The organism is Pseudolysobacter antarcticus (genome assembly GCF_004168365.1).
GTDB classification, from domain to species: Bacteria; Pseudomonadota; Gammaproteobacteria; order Xanthomonadales; family Rhodanobacteraceae; genus Pseudolysobacter; species Pseudolysobacter antarcticus.
Genome location: NZ_CP035704.1, coordinates 2,341,874 through 2,359,353, shown reverse-complemented (window position 1 = coordinate 2,359,353; position 17,480 = coordinate 2,341,874). Strand labels below are relative to the sequence as shown.

The 17,480-nt window shown below is 57.6% G+C and carries 16 protein-coding genes; 5 read left to right on the top strand and 11 right to left on the bottom strand.

What is annotated here, in order from left to right; all coding sequences use genetic code 11:
- The first annotated feature begins 35 nt into the window (after positions 1-35).
- Both ELE36_RS10015 and ELE36_RS10010 read left to right on the top strand, forming a co-directional pair.
- Positions 36-1,226, top strand: coding sequence for a DUF1501 domain-containing protein (locus tag ELE36_RS10015; protein WP_129832928.1), 1,191 nt, complete (start codon positions 36-38; stop codon positions 1,224-1,226).
- A 122-nt stretch (positions 1,227-1,348) separates the two neighbouring features.
- Entirely contained in the window at positions 1,349-2,308 is a 960-nt protein-coding gene (locus ELE36_RS10010; RefSeq protein WP_242512228.1) for a hypothetical protein, read from the top strand.
- Positions 2,309-2,507: 199 nt separating this feature from the next.
- Here ELE36_RS10010 and tnpA read toward each other — a convergent pair whose 3' ends face one another.
- The gene (gene tnpA / locus ELE36_RS10005; protein WP_129831635.1) at positions 2,508-2,894 is read right to left on the bottom strand and encodes an IS200/IS605 family transposase; all 387 of its coding nucleotides are present in this window, start codon (positions 2,892-2,894) and stop codon (positions 2,508-2,510) included.
- Between the two features lie 153 nt (positions 2,895-3,047).
- Here tnpA and ELE36_RS10000 point away from each other — a divergent pair, with 153 nt between their 5' ends.
- Together ELE36_RS10000 and ELE36_RS09995 are read left to right on the top strand one after the other, a co-directional pair.
- Positions 3,048-4,340, top strand: coding sequence for a nucleotide sugar dehydrogenase (locus tag ELE36_RS10000; RefSeq protein ID WP_277987071.1), 1,293 nt, complete (start codon positions 3,048-3,050; stop codon positions 4,338-4,340).
- 79 nt (positions 4,341-4,419) lie between these two features.
- Positions 4,420-5,427, top strand: coding sequence for an NAD-dependent epimerase (locus ELE36_RS09995; RefSeq protein WP_129832926.1), 1,008 nt, complete (start codon positions 4,420-4,422; stop codon positions 5,425-5,427).
- 52 nt (positions 5,428-5,479) lie between these two features.
- Here ELE36_RS09995 and tadA read toward each other — a convergent pair whose 3' ends face one another.
- The 6 genes from tadA to guaB all read right to left on the bottom strand — a co-directional run bounded on the left by tadA (position 5,480) and on the right by guaB (position 11,709).
- Positions 5,480-5,968, bottom strand: a complete 489-nt coding sequence (tadA, locus tag ELE36_RS09990) for a tRNA adenosine(34) deaminase TadA (protein ID WP_277987070.1) — start codon at positions 5,966-5,968, stop codon at positions 5,480-5,482.
- Positions 5,969-6,122: 154 nt separating this feature from the next.
- Complete coding sequence (locus tag ELE36_RS09985; protein ID WP_129832924.1) at positions 6,123-7,409, bottom strand: type II toxin-antitoxin system HipA family toxin; 1,287 nt, start codon at positions 7,407-7,409, stop codon at positions 6,123-6,125.
- The gene (locus ELE36_RS09980; protein WP_129832923.1) at positions 7,406-7,900 is read right to left on the bottom strand and encodes a helix-turn-helix domain-containing protein; all 495 of its coding nucleotides are present in this window, start codon (positions 7,898-7,900) and stop codon (positions 7,406-7,408) included. The genes ELE36_RS09985 and ELE36_RS09980 overlap by 4 nt, the downstream gene beginning before the upstream one ends.
- Positions 7,901-7,951: 51 nt before the next feature.
- Positions 7,952-9,523, bottom strand: a complete 1,572-nt coding sequence (gene guaA, locus ELE36_RS09975; protein ID WP_129832922.1) for a glutamine-hydrolyzing GMP synthase — start codon at positions 9,521-9,523, stop codon at positions 7,952-7,954.
- Positions 9,524-9,531: 8 nt separating this feature from the next.
- Positions 9,532-10,161, bottom strand: a complete 630-nt coding sequence (locus tag ELE36_RS09970; protein WP_129832921.1) for a hypothetical protein — start codon at positions 10,159-10,161, stop codon at positions 9,532-9,534.
- A gap of 90 nt (positions 10,162-10,251) precedes the next feature.
- A complete protein-coding gene (gene guaB / locus ELE36_RS09965; protein ID WP_129832920.1) occupies positions 10,252-11,709 on the bottom strand; it encodes an IMP dehydrogenase in 1,458 nt (485 codons plus the stop codon).
- Between the two features lie 148 nt (positions 11,710-11,857).
- Here guaB and ELE36_RS09960 point away from each other — a divergent pair, with 148 nt between their 5' ends.
- Positions 11,858-13,750 (top strand): LTA synthase family protein, encoded by a 1,893-nt coding sequence (locus tag ELE36_RS09960; protein ID WP_129832919.1) that lies wholly within the window; start codon positions 11,858-11,860, stop codon positions 13,748-13,750.
- Here ELE36_RS09960 and ELE36_RS09955 read toward each other — a convergent pair.
- The 4 genes from ELE36_RS09955 to ELE36_RS09940 form a co-directional block, all read right to left on the bottom strand.
- The gene (locus ELE36_RS09955) at positions 13,710-14,993 is read right to left on the bottom strand and encodes a TRAP transporter large permease (protein ID WP_129832918.1); all 1,284 of its coding nucleotides are present in this window, start codon (positions 14,991-14,993) and stop codon (positions 13,710-13,712) included. The genes ELE36_RS09960 and ELE36_RS09955 overlap by 41 nt on opposite strands.
- Positions 14,990-15,514, bottom strand: coding sequence for a TRAP transporter small permease (locus ELE36_RS09950; protein ID WP_129832917.1), 525 nt, complete (start codon positions 15,512-15,514; stop codon positions 14,990-14,992). Before ELE36_RS09950 ends, ELE36_RS09955 begins: the two co-directional genes overlap by 4 nt.
- On the bottom strand, positions 15,511-16,503 hold the full coding sequence (locus ELE36_RS09945; RefSeq protein WP_129832916.1) for a TRAP transporter substrate-binding protein: 993 nt from the start codon (positions 16,501-16,503) through the stop codon (positions 15,511-15,513). The genes ELE36_RS09950 and ELE36_RS09945 overlap by 4 nt, the downstream gene beginning before the upstream one ends.
- A 66-nt stretch (positions 16,504-16,569) precedes the next feature.
- Positions 16,570-17,433 carry a TRAP transporter TatT component family protein gene (locus ELE36_RS09940; RefSeq protein ID WP_129832915.1) on the bottom strand — a complete coding sequence of 288 codons (864 nt, stop codon included), beginning with the start codon at positions 17,431-17,433 and terminating at the stop codon, positions 16,570-16,572.
- Between the last annotated feature and the right edge of the window lie 47 nt (positions 17,434-17,480).

Below are 17,480 nucleotides of genomic sequence, written 5' to 3'. Positions count from 1 at the left end.
GTAACAAAATTCTGTTTGCCATTGAGGAAATCGCCATGCAACGTCGCCTTTTTCTGCAATCCCTCGCCGCCAGCCTTCCCGCCATGACCTTGGGTGGAAAGCTGTTCGCCGCACCGGTTTCATCGCCTCGCTTTTTGCTGGTATTTCTGCGTGGCGGTTACGACTGCGCCAATCTGCTGGTGCCCTATTCCAGTGATTTTTATTACGAGGCGCGGCCTAGCATCGCGATTGCCCGACCCGACGCGGCCAATCCGAGCAGCGCGATGCGATTGGATGCAAACTGGGGATTGAGCCCGATCCTGCGCGACTCGATCGGCGCGATGTATTCGCGCAAGGAAGTCGCGTTCATTCCATTCGTTGGCACCGATGACATGTCGCGCAGTCATTTCGAAACTCAGGACAGCATCGAGTCCGGCCAGCCGATCCAGACTCGCCACGATTTCCATACCGGTTTTCTCGCACGACTTTCCGGCCTGCTCAGCGGCACGCCGCCGATCGCGTTTACCGATGCGCTGCCGTTGGCATTTCAGGGCGGCAACGATATTCCGAACGTATCGTTGAAAGGCGTGCTGAAGCCCGCGTTCGATGCGCGCCAGACCGCAAATCTCAACAGCATGTATGCCGGCCATCATCTTTCAGCGGCGGTGTCCGACGGTCTGCAATTGCGTCAGGACGTTGCGCACGATCTCGATGACGAAATGAACAAGGCCAATCGCGGCGCGATCAGCGCGAAGGGTTTCGAAGTTGAAGCGCAACGCATCGCCAAACTCATGCGCGATCAATACCGGCTTGGTTTCGTCGACATCGGCGGCTGGGATACCCACGTCAACGAAGGCGGCGCGCAAGGTGTGCTGGCGAACAATCTGGATAATCTCGGTCGTGGCCTCGGCGCCTTCGCGCAGGAGCTTGGGCCGGAGTGGAAAAATACCGTGGTCGTCGTCGTCTCGGAATTCGGCCGCACTTTCCGCGAGAACGGCAACAAGGGCACCGACCACGGCCACGGCTCGGTGTATTGGGTGCTCGGCGGCGGCATCAGCGGGGGCGTGATCGCTGGTGAACAAATCAAGGTCGAGCGCAAGACCTTGCTGCAGGACCGCGACTACCCGGTGCTCAACGATTACCGCAACGTGCTCGGCGGCATCTACAGCTCAATGTGGGGATTGTCGAGCGCGCAACTCGCGAAAGTTTTCCCCGATGCGCAGGCGGTCAATTTGCGACTGGTTTGAGTAATCACCCGACGGCGATCCCGCAGTAAATGTTTCGTGTAACGCTGCGACACTTTGCCGCAAGCGCAGCGATGCGATAACCCGTTAGCATGGCGTTTACGCTTGCACGGGAGGTTCGTCGAATGCGCAGTCATGGTCGTTATTTCGTTGTCACCTTGCTCGCAGGCACTGCGTTTGCGCCGATGCCTGCCATCGCCTGCTCGGCGTGCGGTTGTACCTTGAGTTCCGATTGGGGCAGTCAGGGTCTGGTTGCTGGCAGCGGCTGGCGCGCGGATTTTCGTTTCGACTATTTCGATCAGGATCAATTGCGCTCCGGCAGCGATAAAGTGTCGCGCAGCAGCGTCAGTTCGGCTGATCAGGAAGTCCAGCAATACACGATCAATCGCAACTACAACCTCGCGCTCGACTACAGCCCGGACAAGAACTGGGGAATCGGCATCCAGTTGCCGTGGAGTAATCGCAGCCACGCCACCTTGGCTGAAGGCGATAGCGATATTTCCACCTCGCACGACAACGGCATCGGCGATCTGCGTGTGCTCGGGCGTTTCCAGGGATTCAATGACGAGCACAATATCGGCCTGCAGTTCGGTCTGAAATTCGCCACCGGCAAATTCAACGACACGTTTGCCAGCGGGCCACAAACCGGAGAGATCGTCGATCGCGGTCTGCAGCTTGGCACCGGCACTACTGACTTGCTTTTCGGCGCGTACGGTTTCGGTGCGCTCACGCCCGACTGGGGATATTTCGCGCAAGCACTGGTGCAGCAGCCGTTGAATTCACGCGAGGATTTCAAACCGAGCGCTGGCGTGAATCTCAACCTCGGCCTCCGCTACATGGCCAGCACGACGTTTGTGCCGCAGTTGCAGATCAATGCGCGCATCGAAAAACGCGAAGTCGGTGCCAATGCAGATGTCGACAACAGTGGCGCGAGTCTGGTCTATCTGAGCCCCGGTGTGACCTGGAATATCAACCGGCGTTTCTCGGCGTTCGCGTTTGTGCAGGTTCCGCTATATCAGCGCGTGAATGGTTTGCAGATCGAGGCCCGGCAGTTGGGTTCGATCGGCCTGCACTACATTCTCTGATCCAGCAAGCCGATACAACAAAGTTCGCAAGGCGCCGCGGCAACGCAGTAAATATCCCCCGGCAAAGCCGGGGGCTTTATTGTGTGAGCCGCTCAAAGCGGCTAATCGGGGGCGCTAACGCGTCCCCAGTTTCAGTGGCACCTTGTGGTGCCGGTTAACGCCACAGATTCAACTGTTCCAGTCGGCGATCTTCATGCTCCTAGTTCTGTATGTACGCTCGTATCTGCGCTTCGTCTCGACCCACCGTTGATACGAAGTACCCTCGAGCCCAGAAATGTTGCCCCGTGAAATTTCGTTTCCGCTCGCCATACGTCCGCGCCAGATGGATCGCGCTCTTGCCTTTGATATACCCCACCACTTGCGACACCGCATACTTCGGCGGTATCGCAATCAGCATGTGCACGTGATCTGACATCAAATGCCCTTCTTCTATTCGGCTCTCGCGTTGCCCTGCCAACTGACGGAACACCTCCCCCAGATGCCGACGCAAATCTCCATACAAACTCTTCCTGCGAAACTTCGGTATAAACACGATATGGTATTTGCACTCCCATTTCGTGTGACTTAGGCTTTCGTACTCGTCCATCGGGATTCTCCGTTCATGTGCTTGGCGGCTCACGAACGGAGTTTCTTCGATGGACTCCCGGAATTGTCAAACTGTTACTGCCACCCCGGCATAGCCGGGGGATCTCCCTTATTGGTTTAGACTAGCGTTTTGCCGACAGGTTCGCGCCCACGTATGCACGTTGTCAGTTTGCCTTCGCTTGCCGATGTCCAGATCGGTGTGATCGGATTGGGTTATGTCGGATTGCCGCTGGCCGTAGCGTTTTCGCGGCAGCGGCCCACGCTCGGTTTTGATATCGATCAACGTCGCGTCACCGAACTCAAGCAGCAACAGGATTCAACGCTCGAAGTGAGTGCCGATGAATTGCGCGCAGCGACACAACTGAGTTTCAGCCACGATGCCGCCGATCTCAAACGCTGCAACGTCTTCATCATCACCGTGCCGACGCCGATCGATGATTTCAAACGTCCCGATCTGCGTCCGCTCGAATCCGCCACACAGTTTATTGCGAGCGCGCTGAAACCGGGCTCGGTGGTGATTTACGAATCGACCGTGTATCCCGGCGCGACCGAAGAAATCTGCGTGCCGATCCTCGAACAAGAATCCGGTCTGCGCTTCAACCAAGATTTTTTTGTCGGCTACAGCCCGGAGCGCATCAATCCGGGCGACAAATTGCATCGGCTCGAAACCATCGTCAAGATCACGTCGGGATCGACACCCGATGCCGCCGAATTCGTCGATCAGGTGTATCGTCTGATTGTGCACGCCGGCACGCACAAAGCCTCGTCGATTCGGGTCGCCGAAGCCGCCAAGGTGATCGAAAACACCCAGCGCGATGTGAATATCGCGCTGATCAATGAACTCTCTTTGATCTTCCATCGGCTCGGTTTGGACACGCAGGAAGTGCTCGAAGCCGCCGGCACAAAATGGAATTTCCTGCCGTTTCGCCCCGGGCTGGTCGGCGGCCATTGCATCGGTGTCGATCCGTATTACCTCACGCACAAGGCGCAGCAGATCGGCTTCCATCCGGAAATGATTCTGGCTGGACGACGCATCAACGATGAAATGGGCAGCCAGGTCGCGCGACGTGTGATCAAGCTCATGACTCAGCGGCGCATCCACGCGGCGCAGGCGCGCATCCTCGTGCTCGGTCTCACCTTCAAGGAAAACTGCCCTGATCTGCGCAATACACGGGTGATCGACGTGGTGCGCGAATTCCAGAGTTACAACGCGCAGGTGGATGTTTACGATCCGTGGGCCAGCCCGGCACAGGCCAAAGCGGAATACGGGCTGGACTTGTTGCCGGCGTTGAATGCCGCGAATTACGACGCGATCATTCTGGCGGTCAGCCATCGCGAATTCATTACGCTGGGCGTGCAGAATATCCGCGCGCTCGGTCAACCGCATGTAGTGCTGTTCGACGTCAAGCAAGTGTTTCCGAAGGATCAAGTCGACGATCGACTTTGATCACGTGCGGCTGGCTAATCGCCAGCATTTGAATTATCGATCTGCAAGTTACAAATAATTCCAAGAGAAATAAATCGCCATGCGCATACTCGTTACCGGATCGGCAGGATTCATCGGCGCCGCATTGAGCCAGCGGCTGTTGGCACGCGGCGATGAAGTGCTCGGCTACGACAATCTCAACACGTACTACGACGTGCGCCTGAAACACGCGCGGCTGGTACGGCTGCGTGAGCACGCCAATTATCAGCACATCACCGCCGATCTCGAAGACCGCGCCACGCTGGATGCGGCCTTCGCGCAGTTTGCGCCGCAGCGTGTCGTCAATCTCGCGGCACAAGCTGGCGTACGTTATTCGCTCGAGAATCCGCACGCCTATATCCAGAGTAATATCATAGGCTTCACCAACATTCTTGAAGCATGTCGGCATACGCAAGTTGAACATCTGGTATACGCATCCAGTAGCTCGGTTTACGGCGCCAACAAGCTGCTGCCGTTTTCGGTGCAGCACAATGTCGATCATCCAGTGAGCCTGTATGCCGCGACCAAAAAAGCCAACGAATTGATGGCGCATACCTACAGCCATCTGTTCGCGATCCCGACCACCGGCCTGCGTTTTTTCACGGTCTACGGACCGTGGGGGCGCCCGGATATGGCACTGTTCAAGTTCACCGCCAACATTCTCGCAGGCCAGCCCATCGACGTGTTCAATCACGGCAAACATACGCGCGATTTCACCTATATCGACGACATCGTCGAGGGTGTGATTCGTGTGCTGGATCGCGTGCCGCAAGGTGATACGACATTCGACCCGATGCATCCGACCGCGGCGTCCTCGGCCGCACCGTACCGCGTCTATAACATCGGCAATCATCAGCCGATCGAGCTGGCGCGCTACATCGAAGTGATCGAGGATTGCCTGGGCAAACGTGCGATCAAGAATCTGCTGCCGATGCAGGCCGGTGATGTCGCTGACACTTACGCAGATGTCGCGGAGTTGACGCGCGATACCGGCTATTCGCCCAGCACACCAGTCGAGATCGGTGTGCAGCGTTTCGTCGATTGGTATCGGGATTTCTACAAGGTTTGATTCGCTGCAGACAAACGTCGCTGTAACCTGCAACCAATGCGGCGCGCGTTATTCAGCGGCGCTTGCGAAAAAACTGACGCAACAGCTCGCTCGATTCATCGGCACAGATGCCCGCCTGCACATCAATACGATGGTTGTGTTTTTCGGAAATCAGAATATCGAACACGCTGCCAGCGGCACCGGTTTTCGGATCGGCGGCGGCATACACCACTCGCGCCACTCGCGCATGCACCAGCGCCATCGCACACATCGCACACGGCTCCAGCGTCACATACAGGGTTGCATCCGGGAAACGATAGTTTTTCTGGCTTTGTCCAGCGCCACGCAAGGCCTGAATTTCGGCATGTGCGCTGGCGTCACTCAGAATGATGCTGCGATTCCAGCCCTCGCCGATGACGCTGCCATCGCGCACCAGCACCGCACCAACCGGTACTTCGCCTTCGGCTTCCGCATCGCGCGCCAAAGCCAGCGCACGTTGCATCCAGCGCAGATCGTCTACCGCAGCTGGGTCGATGGCGTCTGCTATAGATGGTTCGCGCAAGATCGTCTCTCTTTGAATCGATACATGGCAAAGCGCTCAGACTGCGTTCCTGCCGATGCGACAGTTTACCCGGCGCGAAGCTGATCTCGCATGTGAGTCACGCACGATGAGTCGCTTATCGCCTTCCCGACGCGATTCAATGATTCTTTTGATATCACTTGACGCCAGCCTCAGCCAATAAAAAAGCGCTGGCGAGACGACGTTGTTCCGACGCAGGAATACCGATTGCATCAGCGATCGTTCGCCACTGCGCCACAATCTGCTGCTGCTGTTCGATGATCTCGTTCGCAGCGGCAGCCGACACTCTGAAATACTGCGCCACCGACCTCGCGAGATCGAGATCAAGCGCGTTGTCTGCAGCGCTGATGTTGAGCTTGAGCCCATGCGCAAATGGAACGGGGTTGATATCGAACGCCGGTGAAAGCCGCCAGCCTGTGCCGGGCTCAAGCAGAAACCCATGGTTGCGCAAGTGATCGTCGCTATTCGATACCAGCAGACTAAAGACGATGCGTGACCATAACTCGCGCAGATCGGCATCGGTTCTGGATCCGTCGGTCATCAGCACTCGGGCAATCTCCAGGTAGCTCGCGCCCGTGTTCGCGTCATCGCCATCCTGGTGGCCGGTCAGATTCATGGCCGAGGCAAAGTGCAGCCGTCGGCCAACTGAGGTACGGTCGAAACGCTTGATCAGAAAGGTGTGCTGATGGCTGCCAAAACGCCGCAGCAGTGCCCCGGGCACGGTCAGACCACAGGCTCTGGCCAGAGTGTGGACCAGCATTTCCCAGGCACCGACATCGTATTCGTCGCGAACGCTCGGAAATTTGGCAATCCAGAGGTGGCCCTGCGGATCAACCACGCTAGCTTTCGGCCGAGCGCCACCGAGCGATCCACCGGGAGCAACCAGCATGCGCAGCCATTCGTCGGCATCGCTGTCGGTATTGTTCTCGTCTCGCTCAAGCGCAAGGCTGGCGGCCTCAAGCGCGCGCAGTTGGACAAACGGCGGCGCTGCGACGTCGTGTTGATCATCGAGAAATGGGCCTTCATCGTTGCGACGAAAACGCAAGGCACCGACCCGGTAATTATCGTGTACACCGAGCAGATAATCGGATTCGTGCAGCCTGAATTTGACATCAACCTGGCCCGCGCGTTGCGCACGCTCAAGGCGCCGGCGCATGAGCATGCGGCCCCAGCGATCTGGGCTGGCGTCGGCGAATGCGCCAAAGGTTTCCTGACCCTGGACCGGATATTGCCGACCTTCGAACAAGCCAAGGCCGGGATCCAGCACAAGATTGGCCGAACCCGCGCGGCGCAAGAATGTCGCATCAAACTCAAAATCGAAGACTTCGCGGCCAGCCGTGCGATGGGTGTAACAACGCCCCAGCAATAATGGCTGCAACAGCCCATCCCAGTCGGCATAAACGGCGATGAAATCCCCGCTCATTTTTGTTGCTTGCTATGACCAGGCAGCACTGGGCGGATCAGCGCTGCCAAATTTTCCGAACTAACGAAGTCGCTGCCGGGGTTCCAGTCATTTATTTCCTGTACCGCTACGACATCTTCCCGGACCGCGCGTTGTGGCTTGGAGAGAGTTCCACTCGGGCGATTTTGCTGCGATGGAGCATGGCGTGATGGCATGCGCGACTGGCGTGGCAAGGCCGCATCCTGCAGGTCGCGGCCGAGCGAATCGTCCTTCAACAGCAAGTCGAGATCACGCTCGACGCCAAGCACCTGCATCACCGCCAGATATGCACCGATAGTGACGCCAGCGCCACCGCGTTCCAGATTGCGTAACGTGATCGTCGTCATGCCTGCCCTGGCGGCGACTTGTTTGGCGGTCAGGCGTCGACGCAGCCGCGCCAGACGTATGCGTTCACCGAATTGCTGCAGACGCAGTTCGTTCGTTGGCAACAGTGGTGAAGTTTTCTTGGCCATAAGGGAACTATTATTTCCCTAAATGGCAAAAAAGGAAAGAATATTATCTTTTTATTCCCACTCGATCGTCGCCGGGGGCTTGCCGCTGATATCATAAACTACGCGAGATATACCTCGTAATTCATTGATTATTCTACGAGAAACGATATCAAGAAACTCATACGGCAGATGCGCCCAATGCGCGGTCATGAAATCGATGGTTTCCACGGCACGCAACGCGATCACCCATTCGTAGGCGCGACCGTCACCGACCACGCCGACCGATTTGATCGGCAAAAACACGGCAAACGCCTGACTGGTGACGTCGTACAAATCGTGTTTGCGCAGCTCGTCGATAAAAATATGATCGGCCTGCGCGAGCAATTCGGCGTATTCGCGTTTGACTTCGCCGAGAATGCGCACGCCCAGACCTGGCCCCGGAAACGGATGGCGATACACCATCTCGCGCGGCAAGCCGAGTTCGACACCGATGCGGCGCACTTCGTCCTTGAACAATTCGCGCAGCGGCTCGACGAGCTGAAACTTCATGTGCTCGGGCAAACCGCCGACATTGTGATGCGACTTGATCACATGCGCTTTGCCGGTGGCGCTGCCGGCGGACTCGATCACATCGGGATAAATCGTGCCTTGCGCGAGCCAGCGGATACCTTCGAGCTTGGCGGCTTCTTCCTCGAAGATATCGATGAACAAGCCGCCGATGATTTTGCGTTTTGCCTCGGGATCCTGCACACCAGCGAGTGCGGCGAAATAACGATCCGCCGCATTCACGCGGATCACGCGCACGCCCATGTGTTCGGCCATCGTCGCCATCACCTGGTCGCCTTCGCGCCAGCGCAGCAGGCCGGTATCTACGAACACGCAGACCAGGCGATCGCCGATCGCGCGCTTGAGCAAGGCCGCTACTACCGACGAATCGACGCCGCCCGAAAGCCCCAGCAGCACCTGATCGTCGCCGAGTTGCGCGCGCAACTTTGTGGTCGCGTCGTCGATGATATTGGCCGGCGTCCATAAAGTCGCGCAGTTGCAGATGTCGGCGATGAAACGACGCAGCAATTCGGCGCCTTGTTTGGTGTGCGTGACTTCGGGATGGAACTGCACGCCGTACCAATGCCGGGTTTCGTCGGCAAACGCGGCGATCGGAATATTATCGGTGGCAGCGACAATGGTAAAACCTTCCGGCAAAGTGGCGACGTGATCGCCGTGCGACATCCAGACATCGAGGCACGGCTTGCCGTCTTTTTTCGCATCTTCAAGCCCGGCGAGCAGGCTGTTGTCACGTATGACTTGCACCTGCGCATAACCGAACTCGCGTTGGTGCCCGGGTGCGACCGTGCCGCCGAGTTGCGCGGCCATGGTCTGCATGCCGTAGCAGATGCCGAGCACTGGCACACCTTGTTCGAACACGGTTTGCGGCGCACGAGGTGAATCGGCTTGCGTGACCGATTCCGGGCCGCCCGAAAGAATGATGCCCTTGGCGCCAAAGCGCGCGATGTCGGCGGGATCGTGATCCCACGCCCATATTTCGCAATACACGCCGATTTCGCGAATGCGCCGCGCGATAAGCTGCGTGTATTGCGCGCCGAAATCGAGGATCAGAATTTTGTCGGCGTGGATATTGTTCATGGACGGAATCAGTTGCCTTTCAGAACGAAGCTGTCGCCGAGCAGACGTTTCATCTCGATGAATTCGGCCGAGGCGGTGCCATCGGCATTCGGATGATCCTGCAGCCAGAAAACCTTGTTTTTACCAAGGTCGAAAATTTCCTGCACGATGTTCGCACCACTCACATCCTTGCCTTGCTGGCGCAGGCCTTTGAAATTGGCTTTCGCAGTTTTCCATTCGAGCGGCGTCGGTGCGGTCGCAGATTTTCCAAGGTTGGTGCGCAATGTTGCAGCGAACACAGTCGCGTTGAATCCGATGTTGAGATCGCGGTGCAGAGTGGCTTGCGCCGGATGGCCCTGCACCATCCACACATCCACTTGCTTGTCGGCCTGATGACTGTAGGCAAACGTCGATGGATATTGAAACGCCGCATCGCCCGCGTAGAACTCGGACGGCAAATCGCGAATCGCGAGATTGATCGTCGAGCCGCCGATATGCATCGTGAACGGCTTGCTGGCGGCAGCCTTGTAGGTGGTGCCATCGATCGTCAGTTCGTAATATTTTCCGATGGGCGGCGCATCCGCGGCGAGCGCAAAACACGACATCGTACCGCTCAGCAAAGCAGCAACCAGACTCAGCGAACGCATTTTTGAATTCATGGCGAAACTCCGTTATTCACGCGATTTTTTTGCATCACCCATTATCGGAACGCATCTGATCGGAACGTGCCTGAAACGACTGCGGCGCGATCAATCCAGGCGATAGTTCGGCGCTTCCTTGGTGATCGCGACATCGTGCACATGGCTCTCACGCACACCAGCGCTGGTCACGCGCACGAACTGCGGTTTGCTGCGCAATTCCTCGACGTTACCGCAACCGACATAACCCATGCTCGCACGCAAACCGCCGACCAGCTGATGGATGATGCTGCGCAGCGGTCCGCGATACGCCACGCGACCTTCGATACCTTCCGGCACGAGTTTGTCGGCGTCGGTTTCATCCTGGAAATAGCGATCTTTCGAGCCTTGCTGCATCGCGCCGAGCGAACCCATGCCGCGATAACTTTTGTACGAACGACCTTGATACAGCTCAACTTCGCCGGGCGCTTCTTCGGTGCCCGCGAACATGCCGCCAATCATCACGCAATTCGCGCCCGCCACCAATGCTTTGGAGATATCCCCCGAATAACGAATACCGCCATCGGCGATCAATGAAACATCGGTATGCTTGAGTGCTTCGGCGACCATCGAGATCGCCGTGATCTGCGGTACGCCGACACCGGCGACGATACGCGTCGTGCAAATCGAACCGGGACCCACACCAACCTTGACACCATCCGCACCTGCATCGGCCAGCGCACGCGCCGCATCGCCGGTGACGATATTGCCGCCGATCAATTGCACGTTCGGGAAATTCTGCTTGACCCAGCGCACGCGATCGAGCACGCCCTGCGAATGACCATGCGCGGTATCGACGATGATCACGTCAACGCCGGCATCCACCAACGCCGCGACTCTTTCTTCGGTATCACCACCGGTGCCGACCGCCGCACCGACACGCAGGCGCTCGTGATCGTCCTTGCACGCATTCGGGTTGTCGCGCGATTTCTGGATATCCTTGACCGTGATCATGCCGCGCAGTTCGAACTGGTCGTTGACCACGAGAACTTTCTCGATGCGATTGCGATGCAGCAGCTCCAACACTTCGTCTTCGCTCGCGCCTTCCTTGACCGTGATCAAGCGCTCCTTGCGCGTCATGATGTTCTTGACCGGATCGTCCGGGCGCTTTTCAAATCGCAGGTCGCGGCTCGTGACGATGCCGACCAGTTGCGCGCCTTCGACCACCGGCACGCCGGAAATATTGCGCGCCCGCGTGATCTGCATCACGTCGTGGATCGAGGTATTCGGCGTCACCGTAATCGGGTCGCGAATCACGCCGGCCTCGAATTTTTTCACCAGACGAACTTGCGCCGCCTGCAACTCGATCGGCATATTCTTGTGGATAATGCCGATGCCGCCGCATTGCGCCATCGTGATGGCAAGGCGCGCTTCAGTCACGGTATCCATCGCGGCGGAAACCACCGGAATATTCAGCCGAATCTTGCGTGTGAGCTGGGTGGTGAGCGAGACGTCGCGCGGCAGCACGTTGGAGTATGCCGGGACGAGGTAAACGTCGTCGAAGGTAAGAGCTTCGGCCAGGATGCGCATGGATGGGACTCCGGGCGGATAAAACCCGATATTATACGTTGCCGAATTGTTTCAAGCCACCGATCTTTGATCGAACTCGCCCGCGCTACTTCCGCTTTCGTGGCGCCACAAACTCATTGCCTCACCTCAAACGATCACGACCCTGTTCATGAATAAATCTCTGACTGTGGCTGCATGCAAACCCTACCGCCTTGGTGACAAAGGCGCGCTCGCCCTGATTTTGTTGCTGTTGTTGCTGATGTTGCTGCGCGCGTTGCTGATCACGCAACTCACTGCGCAGGTGGCGCCTTGCCCAGTTTGTCTGGGGCTGACTGCCTTGCAGCAGGACAGCTCGATGCTGGCGCTGCTGTTGTTATTCACTGCCGCGAGCTTGGTCTTTCGCCACTATTTTTTGCAGCTACCGTGGCTGTTGTTAGGCATCGTGCTGGTGCTGGTTTATGGCATCGACCTAGCTGTGTTGAAGACCTTGACCCAGCGCCTGTACCTGTTCGACGTGCTTAAGTTCGGCAAGGAGTTTGGCGCCATCGTTGATTTCGGCGGCGCGCTGCTCGAATCGACCAATATTCGAATCGGCCTGATTTTGCTGCTACCGATTACGGCGATACTGGTTTTTGCATTGTGTCCGCGACAGCAACGTTTGCGTGCCGCTTCAATATATTTCGCAATGGCAATCGTGTTTGCACTGCTCGGTTTATGGCAGCCGAAAACGATGCGTTACATCCACAACGAAGTGCTGCAAAACCTCATAGCAACCAATCTTGATCTGGGCGTCGACACGCCGTACAGCGCTGCGTTTGCAGCACAGGTAGCGCGGGACTATCTTCCGCCGAAAGCCGAATGTGCGACAGGCCAGAATCGGCAACCGGATATCATTTATGTCGTGGTCGAGTCACTCTCGATGCACCACAGCGCGTTGTTCGGTGGCTTTCGCGATCTCACGCCGAATCTCGATCGCATCGCCAAACAATATGCCTACTTCACGAATTTTTTTGCGAATGGATTCACCACCGATGGCGGTTTGATCGCACTGGTCAACGGCCGCGCGCCGGTCCCCGCGGTCGGTCGTTATCAAAGCACCGACGCGTTCCGTGGTTACCAAAACCCTCAGGACGCGTTACCCGATGTCCTGCATCGCGCCGGCTACGCCACGCATTTTTTCACTACCGGCGATCTCGGTTTTCTCGACAAAACCGACTGGCTCAAGGCACTCGGTTTCGACAGCTACGAAGGCGCCGAACAGCCGTTCTACAACGGTTGGAAACGCCGTCACTTCAATGCGGCGGAAGACAAGGCTTTGTATCAGCGTTTCCTGCAGTGGTTCGATCAGCAGCACGGCGCTACGCCGTCTTTCTCGATGTTACTGACGGTCAGCACACATCCGCCGTTCATCAATCCCGAGGATGAATCCAGCGATGAACCTGGTGTTTTTCGTTATGCCGACAAGCAACTCGTCATGTTGTATACGGAGCTAAAACAACGGAATTTTTTCCAGCACGGCATCCTGCTGATCTCGGGCGATCATCGCAGCATGACGCCGGTTTTCGCCGAAGAAATACGCCGCTTCGGCGACAGCGCATTGGCACGCACACCACTGGTTATCGTGAGCGATTTGCCAGGCTTGCCGCACGGTGTTATCGATACGCCATTTCAGCAATCCGACTTGTTGCCTTCACTAGCCGAGCTCGTTCAACCTCAGGCCTGCCGCACCTCGGCGCAGGGCTGGTTTCTGCGCCAGAATCCGCTGCCCGCGGCGTATGTCGAACACGCGCGTGGCGACAAACGCGATGTCGTCGACATCTATTTCGGCCAGCACCAAGGCGATGTAGTTTTGAATGGCGACAACAGTCGCTGGCAGGGCGACAAGCCTGCGGACTGGCAGCAGATCGCGCTCGGCATCCACGCCGACCGCATCCAGCGCGGATCGGATGACGAGAATTTTCTCGACCTCATCATCAACCTGCATCGACCGCCGGCATCACCTCCCACCGATGCGCAAAAACCTAACGCACCAACACCAGCGACAACCACGGAAAATAAGTGATGATCAGCACTGCGACCAGCATGATCAGGAAAAACGGCACGCTGGCGCGGATCACCGTGGTCACCGGCTGACGGAAACGCACGCTCGCAATAAACAGATTCATGCCGGCTGGCGGCAGGAAAATACCGAGCTGCAGGTTGGCGAGGAAAATGATGCCGAGATGAATCGGATCGACGCCGTAATGCATTGCCACCGGCAGGATCAGCGGCACCAGGATAATGATCGCCGGAAAGCCTTCGAGCAGCATGCCAAACACCATCAGGAAAACATTCAGCAGCAGCAGGAAAGTGGTGCGGCTGGTGATGTGATCGCGGATCAGCGCGAAGAGTTTTTCCGGGATATCGGCGTCGACCAGATAATTGGTCAGCGCGAGTGAAAATCCGAGAATGATGAGAATGGCACCGACCAGCAGCATCGCCTCGCGGATCACACGTGGCAACTGGCGCAGGCTGATTTCGCGGCGGATCACCACAGTGACGATCAACACGTACAGCGCGGTTGCTGCAGCCGCTTCGGAGGCGGCAAGCCTGCTCGAATAAATGCCGGCGAGGATCACGAACGGCAACGGGATTTCCCATGCCGCGCCTTTCAGTGCGGCCCACAATTCACCCGGCCCGGTCGCTTGTGCGACAGGTTTCGGCGCGCCGCGCATATGCCACACGCTGTATGCCGACAGCAGCACGATCATGAGCAGACACGGCAACGCGCCAGCCTTGAACAAGGCATCGATGCTGACTGGCGGCGTGGTATGGAATTGCTGCGCGACGACGCCGTAAAGGATCAATGGCATCGATGGCACCAGCAACAGCCCAAGACTGCCGGATGCCGTGAGCAAGCCCAATGAAAAACGCTGGCCATATCGCGCTTGCATCAATGCCGGATAAAGCACCGCGCCGAGCGCGACGATGGTCACGCCGGTCGCACCGGTGAACGCGGTGAACAAGGTACAGGCGCATACCGAGACGATCGCCAAGCCACCCGGCATCCAGCCGAACAAAGCGTTGGTGACACGCACCAGACGCTGCGGCGCCTGACTTTCGGCGAGCAGATAACCTGCCAACGTGAATAGCGGAATCGCGATCAGCGCCGGCATTTCCGACAGCCGATAAAACTCGATCGCAACCGCGCTGAGTTGCTCGCCGGATGACTGGAAACCAATCAGGGCCAACGCGCCGATCAACGCAAACAGCGGCGCGCCGAACAATGCGAGCAGCACCAAAATCACGCATAAAAACAGGATCACGCCCGGCCCTCGCGCAAATCGTCCGGCACGCCGATCATGGCGTGCTCCGGGTCAGGCAGCGCAAATGCACGCAGCGCAAAACGCAACGCCATCAATGCAAATGCGATCGGCATGATGATTTCCAGCACCCAGTTAGGCACGCCTGCAAATGCAATGCCGCCGCTAGCGAATTCGATCATCACAAGACTGCCGCTGTAATACGCCGCCAGCGCGCAGATCACCGCTGCGAATCCAAACGTGAGCACACGCGAGAGGCGCAACGCAGTGCCCGAGAGCAGGCGCGAAAGTACATCGAGGCTGATGTGTTTGTCCTCGCGCACCGCAGCCAACGCGCCGAGCAACGCAGTCCACAATACCAGCGCACGCAGTAGCGGATCGGCCCAGCTGATGCTGGTGCCGAACGCATTGCGCAAAACGATTTGTGCGCCGGCCAGCAGCACCAGTAGCAACACCAGTGCGGTGATCAGCGCGTTCTCGAAGCCATGCAGCCAGGACAAGGCGCGCGCGGCGGCGGATTTCACTTACCGGCTCCGCGCGCCTCATCGAGTGCCTTGTGCAATGCTGCGAGCAATTCGGGCGCGAATGCATTTTCGGATACGAGTTGTTTGTTCGCGATGTCGCCGATCAACTGCCACGATTTCTGTTCTTCCGCGCTGGGCGTATAGATGTCCACGCCCTGCTTTTTCAATGCTGCCAACGCGTCGTCGTTATCCTTGCGACCGACGCTGTCGATGCGCGAAAACGCGGCGGTAAATTCATCGCGCAGGATTTTTTGATCCTCCCCAGAAATCGTATCGAATACTTTTTTGTCGACCACCAAGGCACCAACGATATACGACAACGGCAAGTCGACGACGTGCTTGAGCTTGGTATGCCACTGGAACGCAATCGCACCCGCCGGCGTGTTGCCCACGGTATCGATCAGGCCGGTTTGCAGGCTGGTATAGACATCGGCGAGCGGCAGGGAAATCGGCGCGACGCCGGCTGCCTTGAACGCCACTTCTGCGATGTGATCGCCCTGCGGCACCCAGACCTTGGCGGCTTTGAGATCCTCCTTGGTCTTGATATCGCGCGTGCTCATCAAATACGCAAAACCGCCGCCGCTGATACCGAGCGCAACGAAGCCGCTCTTCTCGACGCTGGCTTTTAGCAGCGGATCCATCTTGGCCCTGACGGCATCCACTTCCTGCTGGTTACGGAATAGAAACGGCAGGCCGAGAATGGCCGCATTGCCGTCGATCAGGCTGAGCTGGCTGCCGGTAAATGCGCCGCCCTGCAATTGCCCTATCTTGATCTTGCGCACCACCGTGGCGTCATCCCCCATCACGCCGCCGGGATAATATTTGACCTCTACGCGACCGTCGGTTTGTTTTTTCACGGCATCAGCGCCCGCGCGCATTTCGCGCATCCATGCGGTGCCTTCCGGCGCGACCGTGGCGATCTTGATCGTGGTGGCCTGCGCTGCGATTGCAGCGAGGCTCAGCGCGAATGTCATCAGTAATTTTTTCATCACATCACCTTGCGTATTCGATAGGAATTTCTGGAAGCAACTCGACCCGCAGCTGCGGCGCAAACGCTAAAAATAATCTTTGCCCGATTCGAGCAACTGCTTAGCGCGGCGCTGGGCAAGCACGTTGACCAAAGTCAGATGTGGCGCGTACGGGTCAGCACTGATTGCGTCGTTCAACAGCTTGTCGTGCAGATCCTTGTCGAACACCAGACGCGCGTAATGTTCGGCATAAAGTACACGCACCATCTGGTTCTTTCCGCCAGAAAGCTCAAGCGCTTTCTCGAAATATTTCTTGCCGTCTTCGGGCTTGCCGCCGAGCGAGGCCGGGCGAATCGAATTCAGCACGCCGAGATACAAATACGCGCCGCCGTCTTCATAATGATCGTCCAGTGCGACGATGCGTTCGAGGATCGCCTGCACTTTCGGGATATCGGCAATGGCGTTCCAGTTGCCGGAATCAACCTGAATTTTCCCGGCCCAGGCCGAGGCAAAACCGTACAACAGCGGCACCGATTTGATGCCCTGCTGGTTGAGTGCTGTCTGGAAGGTTTCAAACGGCGCATCTAGCTGGACGCAGAAGGTTTTTTCGCGCAGGCAGACGGCACGACGCGTATAGCCATAAGCACGTGCGGCGAGGCGCTTGCCGCGTTCGGGATCTTCGACAAAACCACCGGCGTAGGCGCCATAAAGTTTGGCGCCAGCGAGCAACAAATCAGCGTTATCAGGATCGCCAGCAATCAGGCTGCCGATGAGCAAAAGATACGCCGGCACGCCATCCTTGACTGTGCCCGGATCGTCCTGATCGAGGATTTCGTTACTCAGATTATTCGCAACCTGGCTGGTCGCGCGACTCATCACACTGGCGCAATCGCTCAGCAATAAAACGAGCGCGCCGACAAGAACAACGCGGCTGAATCTTGGCATTCGCATAAACAGTAAATCCGGCAGGGGCGATCGCGAGTGCTGGCATCCTAGCG

Bases quoted from the DNA above. Each gene is read 5' to 3' on its own strand.
- ELE36_RS10015 (WP_129832928.1), top strand. From the start codon at position 36: ATGCAACGTCGCCTTTTTCTGCAATCCCTCGCCGCCAGCCTTCCCGCC.
- ELE36_RS10010 (WP_242512228.1), top strand. From the start codon at position 1,349: ATGCGCAGTCATGGTCGTTATTTCGTTGTCACCTTGCTCGCAGGCACT.
- tnpA (WP_129831635.1), bottom strand. From the start codon at position 2,894: ATGGACGAGTACGAAAGCCTAAGTCACACGAAATGGGAGTGCAAATAC.
- ELE36_RS10000 (WP_277987071.1), top strand. From the start codon at position 3,048: ATGCACGTTGTCAGTTTGCCTTCGCTTGCCGATGTCCAGATCGGTGTG.
- ELE36_RS09995 (WP_129832926.1), top strand. From the start codon at position 4,420: ATGCGCATACTCGTTACCGGATCGGCAGGATTCATCGGCGCCGCATTG.
- ELE36_RS09985 (WP_129832924.1), bottom strand. From the start codon at position 7,409: ATGAGCGGGGATTTCATCGCCGTTTATGCCGACTGGGATGGGCTGTTG.
- ELE36_RS09980 (WP_129832923.1), bottom strand. From the start codon at position 7,900: ATGGCCAAGAAAACTTCACCACTGTTGCCAACGAACGAACTGCGTCTG.
- guaA (WP_129832922.1), bottom strand. From the start codon at position 9,523: ATGAACAATATCCACGCCGACAAAATTCTGATCCTCGATTTCGGCGCG.
- ELE36_RS09970 (WP_129832921.1), bottom strand. From the start codon at position 10,161: ATGAATTCAAAAATGCGTTCGCTGAGTCTGGTTGCTGCTTTGCTGAGC.
- guaB (WP_129832920.1), bottom strand. From the start codon at position 11,709: ATGCGCATCCTGGCCGAAGCTCTTACCTTCGACGACGTTTACCTCGTC.
- ELE36_RS09960 (WP_129832919.1), top strand. From the start codon at position 11,858: ATGAATAAATCTCTGACTGTGGCTGCATGCAAACCCTACCGCCTTGGT.
- ELE36_RS09945 (WP_129832916.1), bottom strand. From the start codon at position 16,503: ATGAAAAAATTACTGATGACATTCGCGCTGAGCCTCGCTGCAATCGCA.
- ELE36_RS09940 (WP_129832915.1), bottom strand. From the start codon at position 17,433: ATGCGAATGCCAAGATTCAGCCGCGTTGTTCTTGTCGGCGCGCTCGTT.